The sequence below is a fragment of the Roseibaca sp. Y0-43 genome (assembly GCF_020667835.1).
In the GTDB taxonomy this organism is placed as follows: domain Bacteria; phylum Pseudomonadota; class Alphaproteobacteria; order Rhodobacterales; family Rhodobacteraceae; genus Roseinatronobacter.
Genome location: NZ_JAFMPR010000018.1, coordinates 1 through 23,890 on the forward strand (window position 1 = coordinate 1; position 23,890 = coordinate 23,890).

Consider the following 23,890-nt stretch of genomic DNA (forward strand, 5'->3'; position numbering starts at 1 on the left):
ACAGTCTCTTCTTCACCGGCTTAGCAAGCGCTGATTTCAACCCAGGAGACTTCGTCTTTGTCTGAAGGCTAGAAAACGCCTCACCCACTACTGACCCGCTTGCGTACCCAGCCGATGAATGCGGCCCCCGGGCTACGCAAGTGTGGGCGGCCCGTGGACAGCCAGTGAGCGCGCCACTCGGCTTCTAGCGCATGAACATCCCAACCAGGCGCATGAGAGCGAGCCTTTCCCAATGTAGCCGCGTCCAATGGTGGCAGACCAGACATGAACACTGCATCCGCTTTACCATCTTTATGCCCGGCGCGGCGTGCAGCTACGTGAAGCATATCCTGCGCCTCATCGATCCGCAGCTCATACCCAGGCAAATGATTTTGAGCAGCCATATCGCGCAACATCTTGCGAAACACTCTCAAGGGCGAAGCAGCACCAGATTTTTTATGCAGTACTGCCATACTGACAAACCACTCGGACTGACGTCCGCAATGCTTACGCGCCAATTCATAGATTCGTCGCTCAAGCGGTTTACGCAAACGAAAATAGTCGCGGCTCAATGTAAGGACCGATCGCGCTAAGACCGCGCGATACAACCAGTCCGATAATGTGACACTAACCGAGATCATCCGACCACCCCGAGTGTGCCGCAAGATTTCCCATTCTTCGATCATGCCAAAACCACGCGTAGTCTCAACTTCACCTGTCACAATATTGGTGGTGATCCGCGTTCCTGCTAACCGCTCAAATGCTTCCCGTAACCGCCTATAGGCATCACCCGAAGTATCGCGATTAGTGGCGACTAATAGGTCATGCGCTCGTAGCCGCAAACAGCGTGAGACATCACGTCCAGCATTAAGGGCAGCAACCAATTGGCTGATACAGTAGATCAGAATGTCTTTGTCATGGATTGTTGCCAAGCCTCGCACAGAGGGAGTGACGACAACTTCGGCACCATTATGTGCATAGCTTAGCACACGAAGATCAGGCCGTGTGGACAACGAGAATAGAGGATGCTCCATCGATGCCAAGTCATCTTTGGGGTGAGCACTAAAGATGTCGCAGACAAAAAAGTCACCCTGAGGGTGGCGATCTGGCAGAAGTCCACTGTTCATACTTTGGTCATCCCAAGCCTAACAATCTGGGAAAAACGCCCCCTGACAAAGCGAGGCCATCTTCGTGGTTTCATTGACGCTAGCCTAAATTTATCCACAGGACGTGTCCAGCAGCGCCGATCGGAATATCGGTGGTTCAGAGTCAGAGACACGGCGTTTCAGAATCGGACGATCGTTGTTTCAGAATCGCTCAACAGTCGAAGTGAACAACAAACCATTGATAATAAAGTGTTTTACTGATCAGGTTGCCACCGTAACTATAATACTAACATAAATTAACTAGCGGATGAGAAAGAACAGAAGGACCACCAACTGTAGTATCCAAAAACTACATGCAGTTAAGTGCTTAGAAAATATAGATTTTTTGTGCATATAGCTAAATTTACTTCACATCACCAAATTATGAGTATATCATAAAAATATCGATACATGGTGATAGAGATGAACAAGAACAATCCGAATCCTCCCTATTTTGGAATCGCGCCTGATCGCGCCGAAGTGGAGCTTGGGGATCCGCTTGGTAGTGCAGATTTTGCAGAGCTTGCTCAAAGATTCGCTAATGGACGTACTGTGCTTGCTGCCCGAGGAATGGATACAGAGGGGAAGAAGCATCTAAGGCTCTTCTCTACTTGGGAGATCACCCGCTACATGATCCCCGTCGCACAAGCACATTTCCGCAGAGTCCTGAAAGCAAATCCTGACCTCCCTCAAGGATCTGCCCAAGTTGAAAAAGGATCTAAATGGTTCACGCTTGAAGAGGTTCTGACATTACGGCAGTACTTCGCCCAAGAGGGCGCAAAGCATAAAGATTATGTACCCTACAGACCCAAAGGACTGCCCGCGAGAATTGCAGCAATTGCCAATTTCAAAGGTGGTGTCAGCAAGTCAGTAACAACAGCGCATCTAGCCATGTCAGCTGCGCTTGATGGTTACCGCATTTTGGTAATCGACTTGGACAGCCAAGGTTCGATCAGCTCGATATTCGGCACGAAAGTTGCCGATGAGTGGCAGACAATTTTTCCCCTGCTGGCCCGTCACTATGCGAAACACCTAATGGCCGAGAACCAAGCACGCTTGTCGCGTGGTGAAGCTCCCCAGCCTTTGGATGACACTTTGGACGAAGCACGTAAGCTTACAGCGTCCAACCTGATTCAAAGTACACATTGGCACAACATTGATATTATCGGTGCTCAGCTCAACCTGTACTGGGCAGAGTTTCAGATTCCTGTTTGGCGCATGGGGGCGCGTAGCTGGAAGTTGTGGGATGCCCTTACAGACAGCTTAGCGCAAGACGGTGTCCTAGATGACTACGATATTGTCTTGCTCGACACGCCTCCCGCGCTTGGATACCTGACCATCAATGGATTAACCGCTGCCGATATTCTGCTTGTCCCAACGGGCGCTAGTTTCCTGGAATTCGATAGCACAGGACGATTTTTCGACATGTTGCACGCGACATTCCAATCCATAGAAGAAGGCGAAAACATCGTCGCTCGAGCGCTAGGTCGGGAAGGTTTACGGTTTGAATGGGACGCTGTGCGTACGCTTATCACGCGCTATGATAATAGCCAGCAAGCAGAATTTGCAGCGCTTATGCAGGGATTGTTGGGCTCTGTGCTAGCTTCTGAACGGCAGGAGTTCACAGCGCTAATAGGACAGGCAAGTGAGCAGGTTGCCGGCATATATGAAGCCGATTACCGTGACTTCAACCGCGAGACATATATCCGAGGCCGGGAAACCTTCGACGCGACCTATGCAATGTTCAAACGCCTAGTCGTTGGAAGTTGGCGTCGCGCAGAGAAGGGTTGATGCCACTGCACATGTTTCGCACGCGAAACGCTAATATACTAAGTTATTGTTTTATATATAAAAAAAAGAAATTCTTCTGGAATTTCAACAGAGCTGTAAAGAACCTAATGGGCATAGGTGAAGCTCAGAAGCTGACGGAGGTAGTCACATATGGCGAAACGTAAGAGGTTGAGCTTCAATAGTCTGGATCTTGAAGGGAAGTCACACCTTGCCGGGCAGCTTGATCCATCTCTGCAAGTATCACCTCCAAGCCGTGCCGCACCAATTGCTCAAGTTGCCGGTGATAGTTCAGCACAAGCCGCTATCGCCGCATTGACGGCGGAGCTGGAAGATGCACGCAGCTCAGGTCGTTTACTTCTGCGGCTGGATTTGGACCAGATTGACGAGGAGCACATATCGCGTGATCGGCTGAGTGCAGATCCTCAGGAGATGAATGATCTGATTTCTTCGATCCGTGATCGTGGACAGCAAATGCCAATCGAAGTGACAGCGCTCGGCGACGGTCGGTTTGGGCTGATTTCTGGTTGGCGTCGCTTGCGCGCATTGCGTCACTTGTTTGCCGAGACAGGCGATCCTGCGTTTGGTCGTGTGCTTGCGTTGCCACGTGCACCCGAAAATATGGCCGCATCTTATCGTGCTATGGTCGAAGAAAATGAGATACGTGCAGGCCTGAGTTATTATGAGCGAGCACGGATCGCTGCGCTTGCCGCCGAAGCCGGTGTATACCCAGATACACGCGCGGCTATTGCTGGGCTTTTCGCAGCCGCAAGCCGCGCTAAGCGCTCCAAGATCGGGTCTTTCCTTGGATTGTGGCGCGTGCTTGATGGACGGCTGCGCTTTGCTTCCGCAATCTCTGAGCGTCTGGGTTTGGCACTTGCGCGCGCAATAGAAGATGACCCCGTCTTTGGTTCGAGGCTAGCGGATCGATTGCGCAAGGCAAATCCAGGCTCTCCGGAGGAAGAAATCGCTTTGTTGGAGCGGGCCTTGTCCAGTGGCTCGCGGCTTGAAAAGGCTAACCCCGCTATCGATTCCGACGAGAAACCGAGCAAACAACGATCGCCTTCTCGGTACAATGTCGAATCGAAAACCAGTGTGAAGCCCGCAAGGCAACGAGAGGAAATTCGTGCCGGGATAAATCTCGATACGGAAGGCGACCTTGGTGAGATGACACTGACGCTATCAGGTAGTAATGTAGATAAACAATTGCGCGAGCAGTTGATTGCGTGGCTACGACACAAAGCTTGACCTCGTCAGTAAGACTCGCAGCTCTTCGACAAGACGCAATGTGCACTGGTGGCTGCGGCCATTGCTCGCGCCGCTGAATGATGGCACATGCTTGGAGAACAAGCTCTGCTAGCGCAGTGAACCAGAAAAAGCGGGCAGACCAAGAGGATCGTTCCATTATGCGTAGGATGTTCCAATCCATCCGTTCTCTTTGGGTGCGGTTTAAATGGGTCGGAGCCTATTACCGGTATGCACATCTGGAAGTGACCTTACCTGGTTGTAAACTGGCGGATGACTCTGGCCAATCGTTGGGGCACGTCGAGGAAGTACGCTTAAAAGATGGACGCTTATACCTGCGAGGATGGACGTATGCGTCTCGGTTGCGTGTAAGCGCGGGTGATGTGCAAGTAGAACGGCGTCCTATGGAAGACCGAGCAGACGTCGCACAGGCCCTAGGTTGTCGCAGAAATATCGGCTTTCAGGTGAGCCTTCCCTTCGCTTATGGTCCTGTTCTGATTGCATTGGAACAGGACGGTGCTCTTGTTCAAATCAATCATGACCTTGATTTGGATTCTGCTAAAACCCGTGCAGAGCGGAAGCTAAATTGGAAGTTCTGGGGCGCGCTGTTCCCAGCATTACCAATGATTGTTCTGGGGTTGCTTCGCCGAGATCCTGATCTTCGTCGCCGAATAAAGCGAGTCCTACAGCTTGGTCCACATGTCGTTGATGCTCTGCTCCGGCCGGAATATTTGGCCAAGCTTGCAGAAGGCACTTCACAGCATCAGTTGCCTCCCGAGCTCGCTCACATAACGGTGCTTCTACCAGTTTATAACGCGTTCAGTTTGTTACCTGAAGTGTTGGATCGGTTAAAGCGCCATACCAATTTGCCCTGCCACTTGATCATAATTGAGGATTGTTCTCCTGACCCACTTGTCCGTCCATGGCTACGCGATTGGACAGCACAGCATGCGAAGCGTTGCGCTGAGAAACCAGAAGACACTGGCGATGCTCAATTGCAGGTCACGCTGTTAGAGAATGATACCAATTTAGGGTTTATAGCGTCCATCAATCGCGGCTTTGAACATACCCTGAACCTGCGCGAAACCGGACCAATTGTCCTGTTAAACAGTGACGCTATGCTTCCATCTGACTGGGCGAAGCGTCTGGTGGCACCCTTGCGGCTATCGGATGTAGCCAGCGTCACTCCGCTATCGAATGATGCTGAGATCTTCGGTGCACCAGCAATATGCCGTCCTACGACTCTCAGACAGGCTCAGGGTGATCATGTTGATAGTGTGTTGCGCCATGGAATAGCATTGGATGCGCCTTTGGTAAGTGCGCCCACTGGTGTGGGCTTCTGTATGGCGTTAGCGCGCGCTTGGGTAGAAGAGGTAGGATCTTTTGATTTATGCTTCGGTCGCGGGTATGGCGAAGAAGTCGATTGGTGCCGCCGCGCTGTAGCCTTGGGAGGCAGACACGTCGCTGCGCCCAATCTATTTGTAGAGCATCGTGGAGGGGCGAGCTTTGGCCCAGAAAAGCAAACTTTAGTCCAAAAGAATAATGCTATTATAGCTGATCGGTACCCTGGTTACGATCAGTTGGTACAGGATTTTATTCGTACCGATCCTCTAAGTACAGCGCGTTTGCTGGCCGCATTAGCGTGGGCAGATAGCCTCCCAGATATCTCTGAAATTCCTGTATTCATCGCGCATTCTTTAGGCGGTGGGGCAGAGCACTATCTTCAGGCGCAGCTCGCGGAGACACCTGTTTCTGTCGTGCTCCGTCTTGGTGGGGCATTCCGGGTGCGCATTGAGTTCGATAGTCCTGCCGGACAGCTTGTTCTCAATGCTGAAGACATGGCCCCCGTAGTTGCGATGCTGCAAAACGTCAAACGGCGGCGCATCATTTATTCCTGTGCTGCTGGAGATCCAGAATTGGTGACGCTGCCTGACACCCTCGTGCGATTGGCAGAGGGTGCGCCGCTCGACATTCTGTTCCACGATTATTTGCCCATCAGTCCGTCCTATACACTGTTGGATAGTGATGGCGTGTATCGTGGTGTGCCTTCGGTGGGCAGGCTGGACCCTGCCCATGTTTGGAAAGCCTCTGATGGGGCTGTTACAACACTGAAGGATTGGCGCAGCGCTTGGGCCCGTGTGGTCGATGTTGCGGACCGGTTAGTTGTCTTTTCCAATTCTAGTGCGGAGATCGTTTCCGAAGCATTTCCTGTGGGGCAAGATAAGATTGCCTTGACGCCGCATGACTTGTTGCAGCCCATATCGGCTTTGCCCAATCCTAAAGCGAGCACTCGGGTTATTGGTGTATTAGGGGCGATTGGGCCCCAAAAAGGGGCTGCTGTTGTAGAAGCCCTCGCTCGTCTGGTGCGGGGCTCTGAAGATATCGAGTTAGTGGTGATTGGACGTATAGCGCCAGGCTTCGATTTGGGGACGCACGTTCCAATACACGGCCCTTATACCATAGAGGATATCCCTGCTTTGGCGGCGCGCTATAGTGTCTCGCACTGGCTTATTCCATCGGTCTGGCCGGAGACGTTTTCCTACACCGTTCATGAGTGCCTAGCCACTGGGCTGCCGACTATGGCGTTTGATTTGGGTGCCCAAGGCGATGCGGTTCGTTCAGCGGCCAACGGCGTGCTGCTGCCTTGGAGTTCGCGCAATAATTCTCCAGAACAGCTAGCTGCAGAAGTACTTGCTGTGATCAATTCTTGATATGCACCCCAAGCCCGAAGCTTTCAGAGCAGGTTTCTTCGCCCTTTCACGATAACGAGGTTGGTGGTCCCATCAAGCCACCAGCTCTTGGTGCCGCTTGATCGCCTGTTCGACGTCGTCAAAAACCTCGATACGGCCATCATGTAGTATTAGTCCTGCATCGCAGAAGGCGCGAATATCAGCCATGCTGTGGCTCACCATCACGGCACTAGCTTCACCCATGCGTGCTCGAAAGACATCTTTGCTCTTTCGGCGGAAGCGTGCATCGCCCGTGGCTGTGGCCTCGTCGATCAAATAAGTGTCGAACTTGATCCCCATCGACACCCCAAAAGCCAAACGTGACTTCATGCCTGAAGAATAGGTGCGCACTGGCATGTGGAAGTGCTGTCCAATTTCAGCAAAATCCTCGACAAAATCGCATAGCTCGTCTGTATCGACGCCATACACTCTTGCCAGGAAGCGCGTATTTTGGGCGCCTGTCATTTCAGGATGGAAACTACCTGCATAACCTACTGTGAAAGACACGCTACCATCGGAGAGGACTTCTCCCGTATCTGGCCGCATTGTGCCAGAAACAATATTCAACAACGTGGATTTGCCGGCCCCATTTCGGCCTAGAAGTGCCAAGGAGCGGCCGCTCGGTAGGGTAAGGTTGAGATTGCGGATTACGGGTTTGTAAGCTCCCCTTACCCAGAAACCCTTGGATATGTTGCGAAATTCGATCAACCGCCCTCCGGAAGCAATAACGTATCACCCACGATCACGCAGGCTATAATAGACCAGAGCAAGTACGGCCCAAAACATCAGGCCAAAGAAGAAAGTCAGGCCTATGACTTGAATGGTTTGTGGGTATTCCGCGCGTTGTGCCAGAGTTGGCCGAATGAAATTGGCCAAGAAAAGGCTTTGTCGTGCCGCATTTGAACGAGCGACATCTAAAGCTGTTAGAGCTGCTTGATAAGCAATTTCAGCGAAAGCTTGGTCTACCTCAAGTCTTTCGAACTGAGCGATCAGGTTTGGGTAATCCGTCCCATCAGTGGTCACATTCCGTTCGACACCGTTCAGCCGCTCGTCACGGATGCGCTCACGTATCACTTCGATGCGAAGCTCTAGCTGACGCAGACGTGGATCAGTTAGCTCAGATGTTTGTGAGAGAATATCATACTCGACAAGTGCTTCGGCCAGCTGTTGCTGGAAATTCATAAGCACCCCCATTTGCGCTTCAATATCTGCCTCGGGGTCGACGATCTGGGTCTGGACCCTGAGCTTGACGAGCGCTTCGCGAGCCGCACGCAATCTCTCAAGGGCAGTCTCTAGGTCCGCCTCGGCGTTTCGCGTGGCATCGGCGCGTGCCTCGCTATTCAGCCTGTTGATCATTTCCTCGCTCTGGCGAATGATGAGTGTCGCAAGTTCGCGAGCTATTTCTGGGTCATGTGCACGCACTTGCAGCACCATCATGCCGGACGCTTTATCATAAGTTACTCGCACCATGCGGTTCCAGAACCAAGTTTGATCCTCAATCGTTGCACTTGGCCAAATCGAATAGATAGGATCATATGGCCAGTTTTGACTGTAATGCCCTATCAGATCAAAGTCTTCTGATACGAGCTGAACCATTTCCTGACTTTGCACAAATTCGAACAACAAGTCTGAATGATTTTGAGCGCCGGCTCCTAGGATAGAGGTTAGTCCGCCCATTAACTCGCTTGCACCGCTGGTTTCGGCTTGTCTTACGGTGAAGCCGACTGTTGAGGCATACTGATCTTTTGCAAAAAATGTCAGATAGATCGTCACGAGCAGCACCGGTAGCCCGATGACAACGAGAGTGCTTAGAAGCAACCCATTATGCCGTAGCTTCCAGCGAACAGAACGAGCTGGGGGCCGTATGTTCGTAGCCTCTAACGCCATTCTATCGCTTTGTTTTTCTCTTTTGTCAGGGCTGGGCTCCACCTTATCAACCATGGACTGTTTTGCCTTCGATCTTTGTGCCATCCGATAGTGGAATGTGCCACGATTTCCAGTTACCAAGGACTTGGCTGAAACCCAAGTTATCATTTGCTATCATCTGTCAGGGTTGAGGGGCATCTGTATGCCATCGGATAGTTTTAGTACTCGTCGCCCGACATCCCCGATAACGTCGGCTCTGCGGTCAGTCGCAGCATTGGTTCTGCGAGAGATGTCAACGCGCTATGGCCGAACCCCAGGTGGCTATATCTGGGCAATTATCGAACCTTTGGGCATGATCGTTGTCTTGGGCTTCGCTTGGTCCGTGTTCGCAAGGTCACCTGCCCTCGGCACCAGCTTCTTTTTGTTCAAGGCAACCGGATTTCTGGTCTTGCAAACCTTCACCACATTGGGAGGCCAGGTTGGCCATGCTTTGACGTTTTCGAAGCCATTGTTGCGCTACCCGCGTGTATCTTGGGTTGATGCGATCGCCGCGCGCTTTTTGCTCAATGCGCTTGTCGTTTTCACGGTGACTTTTCTGATCATCGGCGGGGTCATCCTCTATGAGGATATCGATACGCTACTGAGCTGGCTACACATCTTTACAGCTATGGGGCTGGCGGCGTTTCTGGGGCTGGGTGTAGGGTGTCTCAACGCTTTTCTGTTCATACGTTTTACTGCCTGGCAACAGATATGGTCGATTCTGACACGCCCTCTTTTTCTGGTGTCAGGCGTCATCTTTCTCTATGACGATTTGCCGTCCTTCGCGCAGACTGTTCTATGGTATAACCCAGTGCTTCACCTAACTGGGATAATGCGCGAGGGTTTCTACCCGATGTACCGGCCTGAGTATACATCAGTGGTTTTCGTCATGTTCTGTACGTTGATCCCCATGGTCACAGGTCTTTTGCTGTTACGTCGATATCATCGCGAGTTGCTCTATCGCTAGGTGTTCAGTCCCGGCATCTGGTGGATCGGGTTGACGACGAATCTGTCTGGCTCTGAAGTCTAGACCTTGCAGGTGTATTCGTAGGGTGTGAGGCCGTTCAGGGTCTTGAGTCTGCGGGTGAAATTATAAGCTGCAATGAAGTCGGCGAGGTGCGCGCGCAGCTGGCTATGGCTGTTGTAATGGTAGCGTTTGAACGTGTCTGCCTGTGCAAACCGTGTGAAGTATACGTTCCTATTTCTTGCCAAGTTCGTACAAGCCAGCTTTCTCCCGGCACAGGCGGAGGTGGCCACATGTGGCCCATGGGCCGATTTGGCGTCCTTTGACAAATGCCACGCGCGCAGTGTCTTCTGTGCGACGCATCGCGTCTTTTGGACCCCGTTTTGCGCAGTCCGCATCGCGCGAGATGCAATTCGCCAGAAACTGTCCAACAGATGGGGAGCAGCTCTGTTTGCCCTCGGCTAAGTTAGACGCGGCGCAGCGCCGTGACATGTCTTTGATGTACGTTGAGAGCGCTATAGATTGCGCAACTGCTCCACGGCGGCAGCCAAAGGCATTGCTCTGAGCCCGTCACCTGCCGGCACCTCCCGTTCACCGGCATAGACCAAGATCTTCCGGTCGGCCTTGATGTCTTCGACCGACAGGTGGAAACCTCGCGACACCTTGGGTGCAGTGGTGCGCTTGATCTCGATGGCCCAGATCGCATCCCCAGGAAGCCGCAGAACAAGGTCTAGCTCAGCTCCGGCTGCAGTCCGATAGAAGAAGGATTCGGTCCCCGTTGGCGCTGCGGCGATCAGCGTTTCGATGCAAAACCCTTCCCAGCTTGCACCGACCACCGGGTGCCCCAGCAGGCTTTCTATCGAACCAAGACCTAGCAAGGCATGGGCAAGGCCGCTGTCCCGAACAAAGACCTTTGGCGACTTCACAAGGCGCTTGCCGGCATTCTCGTGCCAAGGCTGCAGGCGCCGCACCAGCATGAGGTCGACGAGCAGATCAAGGTACCGCCCTACCGTCTGACCCGAGACACCCAGACCCCCGGCCAGTGCGGCTGCATTCAGCAGTCCACCCTGCGCATGCGCCAGCATCGTCCAGAAGCGGCGCAGCGTGGCGGCCGGGATGCGCGGCCCAAGGGCAGGGATATCGCGCTCGAGGTAGGTGCGCAGGAAATCCTCGCGCCAAGTCAGGCTGTCCCGGTCGTTGTCCGCCTGGAAGCTGTCCGGGAAACCGCCTCTCAGCCACAGGTCGTTCAACCTGTCCGGGCCCACTTCGTCTAGAAGGAGAGGTGGCATCTCGATATAGCGAACGCGCCCGGCAAGGGACTCGGCTGATTGATGCAGCAGCACATTCGATGCAGACCCAAGCAGGAGGAACTGCCCTGTGCGGGCCCCCTTGCGCCGTCGCATGTCGATCTGTCCGCGGAGGGCCTTGAACAGGTCCGGCATCTGCTGGACCTCATCAAGGATGACGAGTTTGCCGACCTGTTCGTCAAGATACAGATCGGGCTCTGTCAGGACCCGTCGATCAGCGTCGCGTTCCAGATCGAGGTACACAGATGGGCGTTGCTCGGCTATCTCAAGCGCCAGTGTGGTCTTGCCAACCTGCCGAGGCCCCAAGAGGACAACAGCCGCCTGAGCGTCGAGCGCGGATTGAACTGTCCGTGTGGTACGACGTTGGTACATACCTTGCAATTACTCCATACGATGGAAGATTTGCAAGGTTGTTATCATCAGTCAAGTAACCCCAGTCTCTCGGCCCGTTCCAGCAGCATCTTCGCCGACAGCGGCTGCCTGCATCAGTCAGTGCAGACAAGGGGGAGAAGGCATCAAGCGTTTGTGCTCAATGTAGAATACGCACTGCAGGCGCAATTTCCCGTCCCATGTCAAATGTATCGTGCCAAGCGGCACGTGTATCGCGCATCACCTCTCGCGCAGCCCGTCGTTCGCGCCGTGCAGGATGGACCTTGTTAGGTGCTGCCCGTCCAGTGGGTCAAGGTAAAGGCAGATGTCGGAACGTCTCATGCCACGAATGTGGCACATCAAGCCGCGGATCGGAATCCTGTGTCAGGTGTAGAACACTAGAGGCCCAGTTTCAGCGAGCGCCGAGCAAGTTCGGATACTACCTCACCCAAACTGCGTCCTTGTTGCCCCGCGATCGCCTTGGCTGCTAGCAGGACATCGTCATCAATAGAAAGAGTTGTTCTCATAGGCGCTGCTCCACGCATCAATCATCACGCATCATATGGAAAGTTTTCCGGAGTCATAAAGAGCTGAATTCAGGCAGCCAGCAGGGCAGGGGTCTTACAACCCTGCCGCCTTTGTTAAGTTTACGCGGAACCTGTCGCGGCGGCGTTGGTAGCGCCGGGTCATCTCGGCGCTGGCATGGCCAAGGTGTTTCTGGACATGGCGTTCATCCACCTCGGCACTGCTGGCGAGGCCTGCGCGCAAGCTGTGGCCGGAATAGAGCTTGACGCGTTCTGCATCGGGCAGGTCTGGGCGCAGGCCCGCCTTCAGAACGCAGGTCTTGATCAGTCGGGCGATATGCTTGTCGTTGAGCCGCGTGTTGCGCGCGCGTTTGCCATCGCGTGACGTGCCGACGAAGACCGGGCCGCAATCGATCTTGGCAAAGTGCAGCCAGTGTTCGAGCGCATGGACAGGGCAGGTCTGATTGCTGGACCCGCGGCCGATCTCGACCTCGCGCCAGCCGGTCTTGGCATTGAGGGTCAGGAGGGCGCCCTTTTCCATGATCTCGATCCATCCGCCACCGTCATCCGTGTCGTCCTTATGCATATCGAGGCTGACGATTTCGGACCGTCGCAGACCGCCCGCGTATCCCAACAGCAAGATTGCGCGGTCGCGCAGCCCGCGCAGGTCAAAGGGCAAGGCGGCCACCATGGCGCGAATGTCCTCGGCGAGGATTGCTGCCTTCTGCACCGGCGGGCGAGCATGTCTGCGCTTGATCCCCGCCAGCAGCGTCGCGATGTGGCGGTCCTTGCGATCCAAAGTGAAGCCGCGTTGTGCGTAGTTCCAGGCAAGACCCGACAGGCGCCGCTCGATTGTCGAGACCGAAAGGGCAGGGGAAGAGCCCGCACCGGATGCCAGATCGGCGAGATAAAGCCCAATCATTTGCGGTGACGGAGGCAATGGCTCCGCGCCTTTCATCCGGCACCAGCGCGCAAAATGCGCCCAGTCCTTCGCGTAGGCCTTTAGCGTGTTGTCAGACGCCGCCGCGCGCGCATAGTCCCGGGCGGTGTCGACCAGCCGGTCGAGCGTGCCGGAGCCAGCCACAAAGGACGGCAGGCGCAACGCCTCGCCGTCAGGACGATCTCTCTCGTTGTCCTCGTTGGACGAAGGCCCGATTGGCACGTCCGAGCTCGATTTCTCAGTGTTTTCTGACATGCTGCAGAGCACATTCCTTAATGTCCGATAATGCAAACTTATTGGACATATAAGAAAGGCGCAAGGTGAGGCGGTTAAGCTGCTATTTTCTGGAATAAAGCGCCGTGCAAGTGTAGGCTTTGGGCATGACATTTGCCCGGCCGGATCACACCAGCTATCTCGACACGTTCCCCCGGATGCCCACCTGGGTCACCTCTGCACGCGCTGAAACCTTTGAAGATGTTGCGTTTTTGTCGGGCGCGGCACTGAACCACCTGCATGTTGTGCTAGGACGCGTGGAGGTGCCCCAAGCCTTGTTGCGGGACCGGCGCGCGCTGCGCGCGGCAGAGGCTTGCGTCGCGTTCTCTGGGCGGTCGGAGCGGGCAGGGGAGCTGCGCGATGCGGTGCACCTGTTGCGGCCCGGCGATCTTCCCGGACCAGCGGGCGAAACCTGCCTGGCCTTGCGTCGCTCTGTGGAACGGCCGCTGTCGATCAAGGCTCTGGGCCGAGCTTTGCCGACCCTCGCGCCGGGCCAGATCGCGACGTGGCTAGATGCGGGGCAGGGGGCGCCCGTTGGCCGAGCGGCGATGGTGCTGGAGGCGGTGCTGACGGAAGCGCCACGTGCGGACGTAGCGGCCCTGATCCTTGCAGATGCAGCCCTCGCGCAAGCCTTCGGTTGGGATCATGTCGTGCCGCTGCTGGCGGCTGGTCTGAAACGCGCTGACCTGCGCAAGCAAGGCGATGACTTGAGGCTCGCCTGCCATCGTGCGCTGGTCTCATCGGCAGTCGAGGCCGTGCGTCTCGCCGCCGACCTCACGCGGCGGGCGGCGCATTTGAAAGCCGTTGCGCCGAAGCTTCGGGCGAAGGGGGCCGAGAAGGCGGTCGAGATGTTTCTGACCCGCGATGCGGTCGCGTCTTCGGCCTTGCCTTTGCCGGATCGCGCCGCGCGGCGGCTCTGTCACCGGTTGGTCGACCTCGGCGCGGTGCGCGAGCTGACCGGGCGCGATACTTTCCGGCTCTACGGGGTATAGGGATGGCGAAGGATCGCTCTGAACCAGACCTGGACCGCGAGCTACCCGACCTGCCGCCGGAGCTACGCTGGCGGGAATGGATGCGCCGGATCGAGGCAGTCCTCTTCGCCTCCGCCTCCCCTGTGCCGCGAGACGACCTGGCGCGGGTGGTGGGACAGGGGGTTTCGATTAATCTTCTCGTCGAGGACCTCGCCGCCGATCTGGAGGGGCGGGCCTTCGAGATTGCCCATGTCGCCGGCGGCTGGATGTTCCGGACGCGGGCTATCTACGCCCCTGCGATCCGCGCAGCGGCGGATGTCAGGGATCAGCTACTCGATCTGAGCGAATTCGATGTCGCGGTGCTCGCGGCCATCGCCTATCACCAGCCGATCACGCGCGACGGACTCAAGGACATCTTCGGCAAGGAAATCAGCCGCGACCTGATCGGCCGACTGCATACGCGCGAGCTTATCGGGACCGGGCCGCGGTCGCCCCGACGAGGGGCCCCCTATACCTTCGTCACCACAGAGCAGTTCCTGGTTGCCTTCGGATTGAAGAGCCTTCTCGATCTTCCCGATCGGGAGCAGTTGGAGGATGCTGGGGTTGTCGCGGAAGCTTCACAAGTCGATTTCGGGTAACGCGTTGCCGGTCTCCGTTGCCGATGCCTGACGCAATCTCGGTCGTCCTGCTTATCGTTTCATGAGCAGTGCAACGCTTCGTGCGGAGATCCAGAAACACTCACAATTTCAAGGTGATAATCGTCTCATCTTTCTGATGAAGTTGGCTTTTGCGTCCTGACGCCTGAATCGTTGCAAAATCTGTGAAACGAAAACTTGCGTCGAGGAAAAAAGCATGTGTATCAATATCCTAATCGTTTCACACTTGCGGGATATCGTTTCATGGCCTTGTCGGATCAAGATATTCTCGACTTTGTTGGCGAGAACCCGGGTGCCGGACGCGATGCCATCCGGAAGGGCGTTGCAAGGGATGTGAGCGAAACCACTGTATGGCGCCTCTTGAAGCGCATGGTTGAAGAAGGCCGCCTCGAGGTATCTGGCAAGGGTAGGGCCACGGGATACCGGGTCGCCGGGGGCGCGGTCGTCCGGGCGTATTTGTCGACGCCGTACAACAGGCGAGCACCTGTGCCCTATCGACCGGAGTTTCTCGATGCATACGTTCCAGGAAAGACTTGGTATCTGTCTGCACCTGACCGCGAAAGACTGTTGGAGGCTGGCCGTCCGCAGGGAGGCGTAATTCCGGCCGGAACATACGCGCGCCGGATCCTTGAACAGCTTCTGGTCGATCTCAGCTGGGCGTCGTCCAGAATGGAGGGGAACACCTACGATATTTTGCAGACCGAGCGATTGATCAGGTTTGGCGAAGAAGCAGCGGGAAAGGATCGAAAAGAAGCTCTGATGATCCTCAACCATAAGGAAGCCATCCAGTATGTGGTCGACAATCTCGATGAGATCGGGCTTCGGCGACCTGATCTGTTCGCGATTCATGCGCTGCTCTCGGATGGTCTTCTGGTGGACCCTGCGATGTCGGGCCGATTGCGAGCGATGCCGGTCGGCATCTCGCACTCGAGCTATCGACCGCTCGACGATGCGGTCACGATCGCAGAGGAGTTCGACATCCTGCTGCACAAGGCTGCGCAGATCACCGATCCGTTCGAGCAGTCCTTTTTCCTCCTGGTGCACATTCCGCACCTCCAGGCCTTTGCCGACGTCAACAAGCGAACCTCGCGCGTGGCCTCGAACATTCCACTTCTGAAGTCAGGCCTTGCGCCGATGTCGTTCACGACGATGGACGACAGCGACTATATCGACGGGCTCATCGGGATCTATGAATTGAACAATGTCGCGCTGCTGCGCGAGGTCTACATGGACGCGTACCTAGCGTCCGCGGAAAAGTACCGAATTCTTCGCGCTGAGGTTACGAGCCCGAAAAAGGCTGCGCTTGCCTATCGGGAATTCGTTCGCGCCGCGGTCCGGCGATGCGTTCTCGAATTCAAGGAGTTCCGAAACGATGCGGTTGATGAGATGGCTTTGGCTGCTGGCGTGCCCGATGCTGATCGAGCGGATGCTGTCGCTTACGTTCGTGAGCAGATCGCGGGGCTACATGAAGGCAACGTAATCCGCTATCGGCTGAAACCAGATGACCTGGAAGGAGTGACCCTGCCAGATCTAGAGCAATTGGGTGATGCAGGGTTGGCCGCGCGCCTACGAAGTTCTTAAAGAGCTATCGCTTTGGCCGGGTCAGAGCGGTTGTCTAGACAAAGTCTTTAAACCAAAATTTGGCTCAAGCTCCGATAGGAAGAGATTTCAACATTTTTCAACACGGACAGTGGTTTTAGCAGGTTGGCGCCAGAGTAGGCTCCTTTGCGGAATGTAATATGGCCCGAGGTGTCGCACCGCCGAAATGATTTTCTTCGTCTGGCGGCCTACCGTGGTGATGCCAGCAAGGGCGTCCTTTACGTAGACCAACCTAGGCACACTGATGCTGTCGGGGGGCGGTCACACCATCAGAGTCCAGTGGATCTGTAAAATCTGACAATGATTTAATGTAATAAAATTATCTGAAATATTTAAGATAAATCAGAAGAAAAATCAAAATAAAATTATATTATAATGGTTCAGCGTAAACCTTTCATATTAGGCAGCACTTAATACCGTGCTTGTATCGTCGCTTCATTGCTCGTGGTGGGGTGAAGATGATGACGATTCTCAGATATAAGCTATCGATAGGCCATGCAGCGCGTGGTCCTCAATCAAATGAAATGCCGCAAAAAACGGCGGATCAGTATATGGGCACGCCAGATCACTCACATGTGTCTGAAGATCTACCCTTTAACGATGAATCGATGTTTAATCGTCCAGATTATGGTCCCCAGGGCCGTAATTTGGAGCCAAATATAGTAGAAGATAATGCTACGCGAGGAGCACTTCTTGGCACAAATCAAGATGATCACATCATTCATCATCGTGAGCCAGGGCCGATAGATCACTCAGGCACCTCGTTAGTCGGCTTTAATGGAAATGACACGCTAGAGGCTTCTGTACCGACGAGCGGGCAAATTCACATGTATGGAGCTCGCGGTGACGATACATTTATCTTGGATGTCAAAAAGTCAGCAGATGCTGTTGGGATGCAAGGGCATCATGCCTATGGCGGGCATGGATCTGACACCTTTATTTTTCAAAATGTTTCGCAGGCTGACGCGCCGATAGTCGGCCGCCTAGATGATTTTGATCCGTCAATTGATAAAATTAAAATTGGTGAAGAAATAATAGACCTTGAGGATCTTCCGCGCACAATTCAGCTTGAAAATGGCGAAGAGGCTTATGTTCGTGTCATATCAATATCTCATCCAGAATATGAATCCGAAAATTTGGGGGAGCAGTTTTTCTTAGCAATTGGTGATAATGTCTTCTATGCGCTGGACGGTGCACGCGATCTACAAAATGGCATCTCAGATCTAGTTGGTGAGGAACGGCACTTTCTTCTGCCAAGCGCACTTGACGAATTGAGAGCTGCGGAGGCAGTGCAGTATTTTAATCCAACTAACTATGTTCCAGAGGATTTTCTCAAAGGTTTCAATGGGCAAATTGAACTTGTATGGACGCCGCCTGGCTCAGAGGTAAATATTGATTCATCTTCTGATGAGCCCGCCCATGTATTTGCAGGAAAGACGAATAAAGACGCGGATAGTTCCCGCGGTGAGCAAGTTATTAATGGTAGCAACAATTCGGATATCATAGATGCGAATACTGGCAATGATACCGTTTACGGTGGTGATGGAGATGATCTAATTGCGGGTGGTATTGATAACGATAGTCTAGATGGTGGTACGGGAAGCGATGTTATTTGGGGTGGCGATGGAGATGATACGATTCTAGGTCGCGGGGGCGATGATCTCTTAGTAGGTGGACGTGGCGATGACCTTATCAATGGAGGATGGGGCTCCGATGTAATCGTCGCAGGTCTCGGCGACGATACTTTGACTGGTGGAGGGGGAGATTCTGATGTCAACCGGTTCCACTTTGCATTCGATTCTGGGCACACACTGATTACAGACTTTAAGGTTGGTCTCGATAAGATTTCGATCCAGCATGAAATCGATCCCCTATCGGTTGAGATCCTAGAAAGCGATGATGGAAACGTTATCGTGAACTATGGACAAGAGGCCTCGATAGAATTGCAAGGGGTCTCTCTCGCAGACTTTCAAGCGGCTGCTGAGATCCGTGCTTCTGAAAATGACCCCTTGCTCGTCATATCAACGGATCCAGAGGATGAGTTAGCACAGCAGATTCTGGTAGAGAACGGGTTCTATGGCGACGCATCTCCACCCGCCCTTGAAATTGAGGGTCTTCAATATGGGGCATCAGCTTTTGATAGCGGTGAGCCCGGAGGGTATTTTTACGCAAGAAGTCTTGAGGACGGATCTGAGCCTGATCCAGAGCCTGGGGGCGATCCTATTGAAGATCTTTGGCTGGCTCCAACCGTACCATCGATGTCAGATGACGAAGAAGATGAAGAGGAAGCCGAAGAGACCGAACGAGATGGAGAAGCTCAGTCAGGCAGTAGTTCATGTTTCGTAGCAACTGCCGCTTATCAAGACCCATGGCATCCGGAAGTAGTTTATCTAAGGCGTTTCCGAGACGAATGGCTGGTCGAGCGCATTTGGGGACGAGCATTCATCGACTTCTACTGGCGCGTCGGGCCTGTCCTTGCCATCCCAGTAAGAAAAAGTACGATCCTCCAAGAGCTCTCGAAAGGCCTCATTCGTATTCTTATCAGGCTTTTCAAGCTGAAGGTTAAATAAAGGGCGAAAACAATGAGGCGTTTCTTCATCAAAGTTGATTTGCCATGCTTGAGCCGCTTTGGCGTATACATGGCAAACTGGCCTGCCGCCGATTTCGTGAACATGTGCTCAGCTTCGGCAGCCAAAAAGTAAGACAAAATTAACCTCTATCTGTGACACTGTATTTGAGCAGATAAACTTATCAACTTACTGAAGAAACATGCATGAATTGTCTTTGGACATTCATATAGATGCCTCGACCCCTCAGGAGCCTAGCTTCTGAGGGTTGTCTCATGGCTGGTGCGCAATTGTGGTGTTCTGTCCTGACCCAGCATGGGCTTGTTGACGTGACTGTCCGACAGCATCTGTGTGTCCAGGTGGATCTACAACGATCCACAAAGCAGGATGGTCGCATCAACAAAGTCTCCAGCCTGTATAATGCTTCCGGTGAACCTGCCTGCTGAATCCAACATATCAGCTCCAGCGAATTTTCTGTTGCAAGTTTCATTTATTTTGTTAAGCAAGAGCCGCTTCTGTAATTGAGTGTGACGATCTATGGCATCAGTAAGAGTTTCTTATTCTAGCATAGCGTGTGCGCCGCCAAGTGAAGTAATAGCTTCGATCATTAAAGCATCAGAGGTCCGCAACGCTTCTAATGCTTGTTCTGGTTTGCTGGGCTGGTCGGAATGGCGTTATTTGCAAATTATTGAAGGTGATTCGAGTCGAGTCAATTCAATATATAAACTGATTGAAAATGATCCTAGGCATAATATTGAGTGGTGTATTGAGCAGGATGTAAAACATAGATCAATTGTTCCTAGTCTTCCCATGGGATATTTGGATTCGTCAGAGTTCCCAGAAATTTTGAAGTTTCATGTTGAGCATGATCCTTTGCTTCTTGTAAATCACTTAATTTCATGTGGCGCTAAAAAGTATCCAAGTAGCATTTCCGCAGCATACCTTTCCTTCTCCGGAGAGATTAAATATATTTAATTACTGGCGTATTATTGAATGAATATAAATTATATCTGGAATATTGGACGATGAGTGAATAACATCTCGCTGTTACGAATCAAAGTTCTGTATCAACGGTCAGGTAGCCATAAATAGCATGGCTTATATGGCCGTTAATACATGTATATAAAATACAATTTAGGTTCCAGGATTCCAAAATACCCGGATAAAGGCCGTGATCGCGGAAATAAGCTTCCGAAATATATAGGCAAGAAAATCTATCTTTTTTACAGGTCTTGCAAGCTTAGGGCCAAGAACCCAGTACAGCCTGATGAATCGACGGCCTGCCTTCGTTGTCACCAAGAAATCATCTCTGAAGCGTCTTAAGAATACGACATCAGGGTGGCATGTGTCTCGAAATGCGGCTGTTGCCACAAAACAAGTGCTATCCTCGTCATCAGAACGGTCTTGGGCCGCACTGTTTGACGTATCTTCAAGGTCTTCCTCATCTGCGAAATCTAACGCCACTACCCGTAGAAAATTGTTTGTACCATCTGGGGTGTCATTTTCGTTGATACCGTCATCTTCGGAATCTGCCTCATCTTCGGGTTCATGAGGCTCCTCTTCACTTTGTTCTTCGTCATTGTCATCAATGGCGTCATGCGCTTCAGTTAAGCATACGTCGTCGACAGTACAGCCGCAGTCTAGGAACCACATATCAGCAGATAGCAGATCTATTTCGTCTAGATTGGGATCAATTTCTGCACTGTCTTCATACGTGGAGACCGAATCGTCGCCTTGAGGACCAATACTATCATTCACATCATCAGGATCCCGCTCAACCAAGTTCGCAACATCTGCGTCGTCACGAGTTGAATCATAACTCTCATCGGCTTGCGGCGGAACATCACCGATTGAGGCGGGGATGTCAGTGGTCCCGCTCGAGTTAGTATTAGAAGCAACATTTTGCTCTTCAGGATCTGACATATCTCACCTTCATGTTACGTCATGAATATTTCAGTGTTGAGCGGTGAATTTGTGCATGTTGACATTTGATTTCTGTCTCAGGTTGTATGAAGGCAATACTGTCATCGCCTGCAAGTAATCGGCAATCTTCCGCATATACTTCTTCAAATTTATCAAAAATTTGGCTTGTCCAACCATTAACTTTTATTTTCCTTCCAACGGAATTACAGCCAGTATCAAATGAAATACATTCTTTAATCATTTTTTGGATAAATGCATCTGATTGTGGCCAAGAAGATTTAATTGCAACCTCAAGACTTTTAACCCTATTCCGGTCAATATAATTCGCTAGCATATCTAGGCATCCCGGAGCTGGAATCTTGTTTGGAACAGAGCCAACCAAACGTAAGATAGTTGGCCATATGATGTGTGCGTCTTCATGTCGCCAAGCAATAAAACTAATATCAGGATTTTCATCTGCACAACCACCTATTGAATCATACCAATAATTCTGAGATGTTGCGAAGGTTGAAGTGGGCGCATCGTCACTTATGACCTTGGTTTGAACAAGAGCTCCTATAAGGCTTGAAGGATTCACTATTCCAATTAGAATATTTATTCTGTGCTTGTTGAAGATATTCTTAAGCATGTCTATGCTTATCTCAAGATTGGGAAGAAGACCGCATGCATCCACAATATGCTCAGGCCTTGACGGTATTTTTGGTAGCGATATAAAAATGTCTGTAGAAATATTTTCAAAAATATTTCTAATTTCTGATATTGATTCGCATTTATTATTTGAAATTCTCCATCCATCATATAGGCGGGTGAATTTTTCTCGATAGATGATTGGATCTGGCGTACTTAGGCCTATTTTTTCATATACTACTTTGTTGGAAATCAAGCTCCTTACGAGTTGATCCGAATTGAAATGCGGAAGTGGGAGGTGAACAAGTACATTCTTCATCTTCGGCCTCTACCTTGTCTTCTATTATGGTTCACTTGGCTTGTATATTTCTTGTATAAGAGCATAATTATTACTATTTTTAAGGGGATTAATTAACCTTAAGGTCCACACTTTCTATATTATATAACAGAGCATTATTTATTGAGTAGGTATGGCCACTATGCTCTCAGATCATTAGATCATCTAATCGTGAAACATCGGTTAGTGGTAATGAGAAAAATACAGAAAGGTTTAGTATTATTTGTACTATCCGGGCTCTGTTGCCCAGGTAGTTCTTTCCATGGTTAAGGCAGGGGATCCCATGGCGCTCGAAGCGGCCTTCGGGCGCGTGCTGCCCGATGTCGCGGTGCTCCTTCAGGACGGAGATGTGATCGCGGTTGACGGCAAGGCCCTGCGCCGGACTCGTGATGTGGGAGAAAGTGGCCGGACGTGGATTGCGGTCTCGGCCTACGCGGCGTGGCTGCGGATTACACTTGCCAGCGTACCGGCCTGTTGGGGTACGGAACTGGAGGCCGCGATCGAAGCGCTTGGCTTGATCGCGCTTAAGGGGAAGGTGGTGGCCGCCGAAGGTGCCCGACGCGATGCGCGTCGCACTCCGGATCCACCAAGCCCCACCGCGCGCTGATCAAGCTTTTTGGGCTTTCTGAGCTGTTTTTCGGTAGGCCTGTAAATGAGCAGCATTTTGACTGTATTGTGCAGCAAAACAAGCATTAAGGAGCCCACTTGGTTGATAATATATCATAATTTATTGATAATATAACCTGATGGTATGGCGGATATCTAATCCGCTGAACCTGAATTTTCTTGGCAACGACGAGGTCTGTCAGACAACCTCTGGCAGCATGCGATTGGTCTAGCTGCTCAGCCTTCTAGGAACCTGAAAAACCTGAATTCGATGACGAGTGTTGGTCATGGCAATACTAGCTGAAGAAAAGCTTCATACCATTTATGACATTCGTCCAGCCAGTGCGGCTAGATAGATCAAAGCCGTTTCAGCACGCGACTGACGATGCGCGCCACATCTGTAGAGTAAACGAGCTCTACGCAAGTTACATGACAGCGATCCAGCTTTTGGCCAGGCCTGCAACAGAGCTTTTGCGTCTGGCTGTAGTTCTAAGCTGCTACCCACCAGTGCAGAAAGGTTTTGGTCGATCCACTCTCCCAATTGACCCCGCATCAGTCCAATGAAGCGTTTCAACCGGGCATGTCGCATCTGCCTCGCGCCCACTGTATTAGTCGAATGTTGGCGATAGAGCAGTACGACTTCATTGTCGAGGATCGCTTGGCCTTGGGCAGCCATAATAGCCAAGTATATCCACCAGTCGTGATGCGGCACAGGTACTTTGCCCACACTGCGGAGCAAGGCTACAGCGGCCGGGTTCAGCGTTAAAGTATGGCCCGAAAGGACATTTTGCACCAACGCATTGGAGAAAGATGGACCAAGACGCTGTCCGCCTGATGTCTTGAGAGGCGTCAAATCCGCATCGCATAACATGTAGCGGGCTGCCCAAACACAAGGATCCGGCCCGGCCGCTTGCAACTTGCCTAGGGCACGCTCTAGTTTGTTTGGAAGCCAGACATCATCCTGATCCGCTAACGCCACGTAACTAGCTTGCAGATCAGGGTAGCACAATAGATGCAGGTAATTCGCGGCACTCCCCTGCCGTGGCCCCTCTAAGAAACGCACCACACGGTCAGGGTGGCGCGCAGTAAAGTCAGCAAGAATTTCACGTGTGCTATCTTGAGAGCCGTCATCGCTGACCCAAAGCGACCAGTCTTGATGAGTTTGACAAAGCAAGCTGTCAAGCTGGGCACCTATCCAGCGTTCGCCATTATAGGTTCCCATCAGAATCTGAACATGCATCGGGGAAGTGGCAGACAATACGCGCGACATGCTGTGGCAGTAGGCCAAACAATACGATCAGACAAGATCCACACGAAGGCTATTTCGGCCAAAAGAGAGCTATGAACCGCTCCGGTTTCGCCGGAGACTGTTGAGTTCGTATTTCAAGCTGCAATTTTGTCTGACTTCAAGGCCTCCTTATATTTCTCCTCGGCTT

Annotated in this window: 18 protein-coding genes and 1 pseudogene; 10 read left to right on the forward strand and 9 right to left on the reverse strand. The window is 52.4% G+C overall.

What is annotated here, in order from left to right:
• Nucleotides 1-80: 80 nt before the first annotated feature.
• Nucleotides 81-1,106, reverse strand: a complete 1,026-nt coding sequence (locus J1C52_RS14400; protein ID WP_227428631.1) for a replication initiator protein A — start codon at nt 1,104-1,106, stop codon at nt 81-83.
• A gap of 441 nt (nt 1,107-1,547) precedes the next feature.
• Between J1C52_RS14400 and J1C52_RS14405 the strand changes: the two genes are divergently transcribed.
• From J1C52_RS14405 to J1C52_RS14415, 3 genes are all read left to right on the forward strand, one after another.
• Entirely contained in the window at nt 1,548-2,915 is a 1,368-nt protein-coding gene (locus J1C52_RS14405; RefSeq protein ID WP_227428632.1) for an AAA family ATPase, read from the forward strand.
• A gap of 150 nt (nt 2,916-3,065) precedes the next feature.
• A complete protein-coding gene (locus tag J1C52_RS14410; RefSeq protein ID WP_227428633.1) occupies nt 3,066-4,160 on the forward strand; it encodes a ParB N-terminal domain-containing protein in 1,095 nt (364 codons plus the stop codon).
• A gap of 401 nt (nt 4,161-4,561) precedes the next feature.
• Nucleotides 4,562-6,868 carry a glycosyltransferase family 2 protein gene (locus J1C52_RS14415; RefSeq protein WP_227428634.1) on the forward strand — a complete coding sequence of 769 codons (2,307 nt, stop codon included), beginning with the start codon at nt 4,562-4,564 and terminating at the stop codon, nt 6,866-6,868.
• A gap of 72 nt (nt 6,869-6,940) precedes the next feature.
• Here J1C52_RS14415 and J1C52_RS14420 read toward each other — a convergent pair whose 3' ends face one another.
• On the reverse strand, nt 6,941-7,594 hold the full coding sequence (locus J1C52_RS14420; RefSeq protein ID WP_227428635.1) for an ABC transporter ATP-binding protein: 654 nt from the start codon (nt 7,592-7,594) through the stop codon (nt 6,941-6,943).
• Between the two features lie 24 nt (nt 7,595-7,618).
• Nucleotides 7,619-8,659, reverse strand: a complete 1,041-nt coding sequence (locus J1C52_RS14425; RefSeq protein WP_227428636.1) for a sugar transporter — start codon at nt 8,657-8,659, stop codon at nt 7,619-7,621.
• A 295-nt stretch (nt 8,660-8,954) separates the two neighbouring features.
• Here J1C52_RS14425 and J1C52_RS14430 point away from each other — a divergent pair, with 295 nt between their 5' ends.
• Entirely contained in the window at nt 8,955-9,758 is an 804-nt protein-coding gene (locus tag J1C52_RS14430) for an ABC transporter permease (protein ID WP_227428637.1), read from the forward strand.
• On the opposite strand, the pseudogene J1C52_RS14435 reads toward J1C52_RS14430, so the two are convergent.
• The 3 genes and pseudogenes from J1C52_RS14435 to J1C52_RS14445 all read right to left on the reverse strand — a co-directional run.
• Nucleotides 9,755-9,955 (reverse strand): annotated as a pseudogene (locus J1C52_RS14435) (IS3 family transposase); the annotation flags it as partial. The gene J1C52_RS14430 and the pseudogene J1C52_RS14435 sit on opposite strands and share 4 nt — an antisense overlap.
• 315 nt (nt 9,956-10,270) lie before the next feature.
• Nucleotides 10,271-11,434: an ATP-binding protein gene (locus J1C52_RS14440; RefSeq protein WP_227428638.1), complete on the reverse strand. Its 1,164-nt coding sequence runs from the start codon at nt 11,432-11,434 to the stop codon at nt 10,271-10,273.
• A 618-nt stretch (nt 11,435-12,052) separates the two neighbouring features.
• Nucleotides 12,053-13,150, reverse strand: a complete 1,098-nt coding sequence (locus tag J1C52_RS14445; protein ID WP_227428639.1) for a tyrosine-type recombinase/integrase — start codon at nt 13,148-13,150, stop codon at nt 12,053-12,055.
• 125 nt (nt 13,151-13,275) lie between these two features.
• Between J1C52_RS14445 and J1C52_RS14450 the strand changes: the two genes are divergently transcribed.
• From J1C52_RS14450 to J1C52_RS14470, 5 genes are all read left to right on the forward strand, one after another.
• Nucleotides 13,276-14,160, forward strand: coding sequence for a DUF1403 family protein (locus J1C52_RS14450; protein ID WP_227428640.1), 885 nt, complete (start codon nt 13,276-13,278; stop codon nt 14,158-14,160).
• A gap of 2 nt (nt 14,161-14,162) precedes the next feature.
• Nucleotides 14,163-14,777 (forward strand): SMC-Scp complex subunit ScpB, encoded by a 615-nt coding sequence (scpB, locus tag J1C52_RS14455; protein ID WP_227428641.1) that lies wholly within the window; start codon nt 14,163-14,165, stop codon nt 14,775-14,777.
• Nucleotides 14,778-15,038: 261 nt separating this feature from the next.
• Nucleotides 15,039-16,376, forward strand: coding sequence for a Fic family protein (locus tag J1C52_RS14460; RefSeq protein WP_227428642.1), 1,338 nt, complete (start codon nt 15,039-15,041; stop codon nt 16,374-16,376).
• Nucleotides 16,377-16,852: 476 nt separating this feature from the next.
• A complete protein-coding gene (locus tag J1C52_RS14465; protein WP_227428643.1) occupies nt 16,853-18,964 on the forward strand; it encodes a calcium-binding protein in 2,112 nt (703 codons plus the stop codon).
• A gap of 534 nt (nt 18,965-19,498) precedes the next feature.
• Entirely contained in the window at nt 19,499-19,936 is a 438-nt protein-coding gene (locus J1C52_RS14470; protein ID WP_227428644.1) for a BLUF domain-containing protein, read from the forward strand.
• 159 nt (nt 19,937-20,095) lie between these two features.
• On the opposite strand, the gene J1C52_RS14475 is transcribed toward J1C52_RS14470, so the two are convergent.
• The gene (locus tag J1C52_RS14475) at nt 20,096-20,884 is read right to left on the reverse strand and encodes a CFI-box-CTERM domain-containing protein (protein ID WP_227428645.1); all 789 of its coding nucleotides are present in this window, start codon (nt 20,882-20,884) and stop codon (nt 20,096-20,098) included.
• Between the two features lie 19 nt (nt 20,885-20,903).
• Nucleotides 20,904-21,830, reverse strand: a complete 927-nt coding sequence (locus J1C52_RS14480; RefSeq protein WP_227428646.1) for a hypothetical protein — start codon at nt 21,828-21,830, stop codon at nt 20,904-20,906.
• Nucleotides 21,831-22,131: 301 nt separating this feature from the next.
• Between J1C52_RS14480 and J1C52_RS14485 the strand changes: the two genes are divergently transcribed.
• Nucleotides 22,132-22,455, forward strand: coding sequence for a hypothetical protein (locus J1C52_RS14485; RefSeq protein ID WP_227428647.1), 324 nt, complete (start codon nt 22,132-22,134; stop codon nt 22,453-22,455).
• 321 nt (nt 22,456-22,776) lie between these two features.
• On the opposite strand, the gene J1C52_RS14490 is transcribed toward J1C52_RS14485, so the two are convergent.
• On the reverse strand, nt 22,777-23,694 hold the full coding sequence (locus tag J1C52_RS14490) for a glycosyltransferase family 2 protein (RefSeq protein ID WP_255618536.1): 918 nt from the start codon (nt 23,692-23,694) through the stop codon (nt 22,777-22,779).
• Nucleotides 23,695-23,890: the final 196 nt, after the last annotated feature.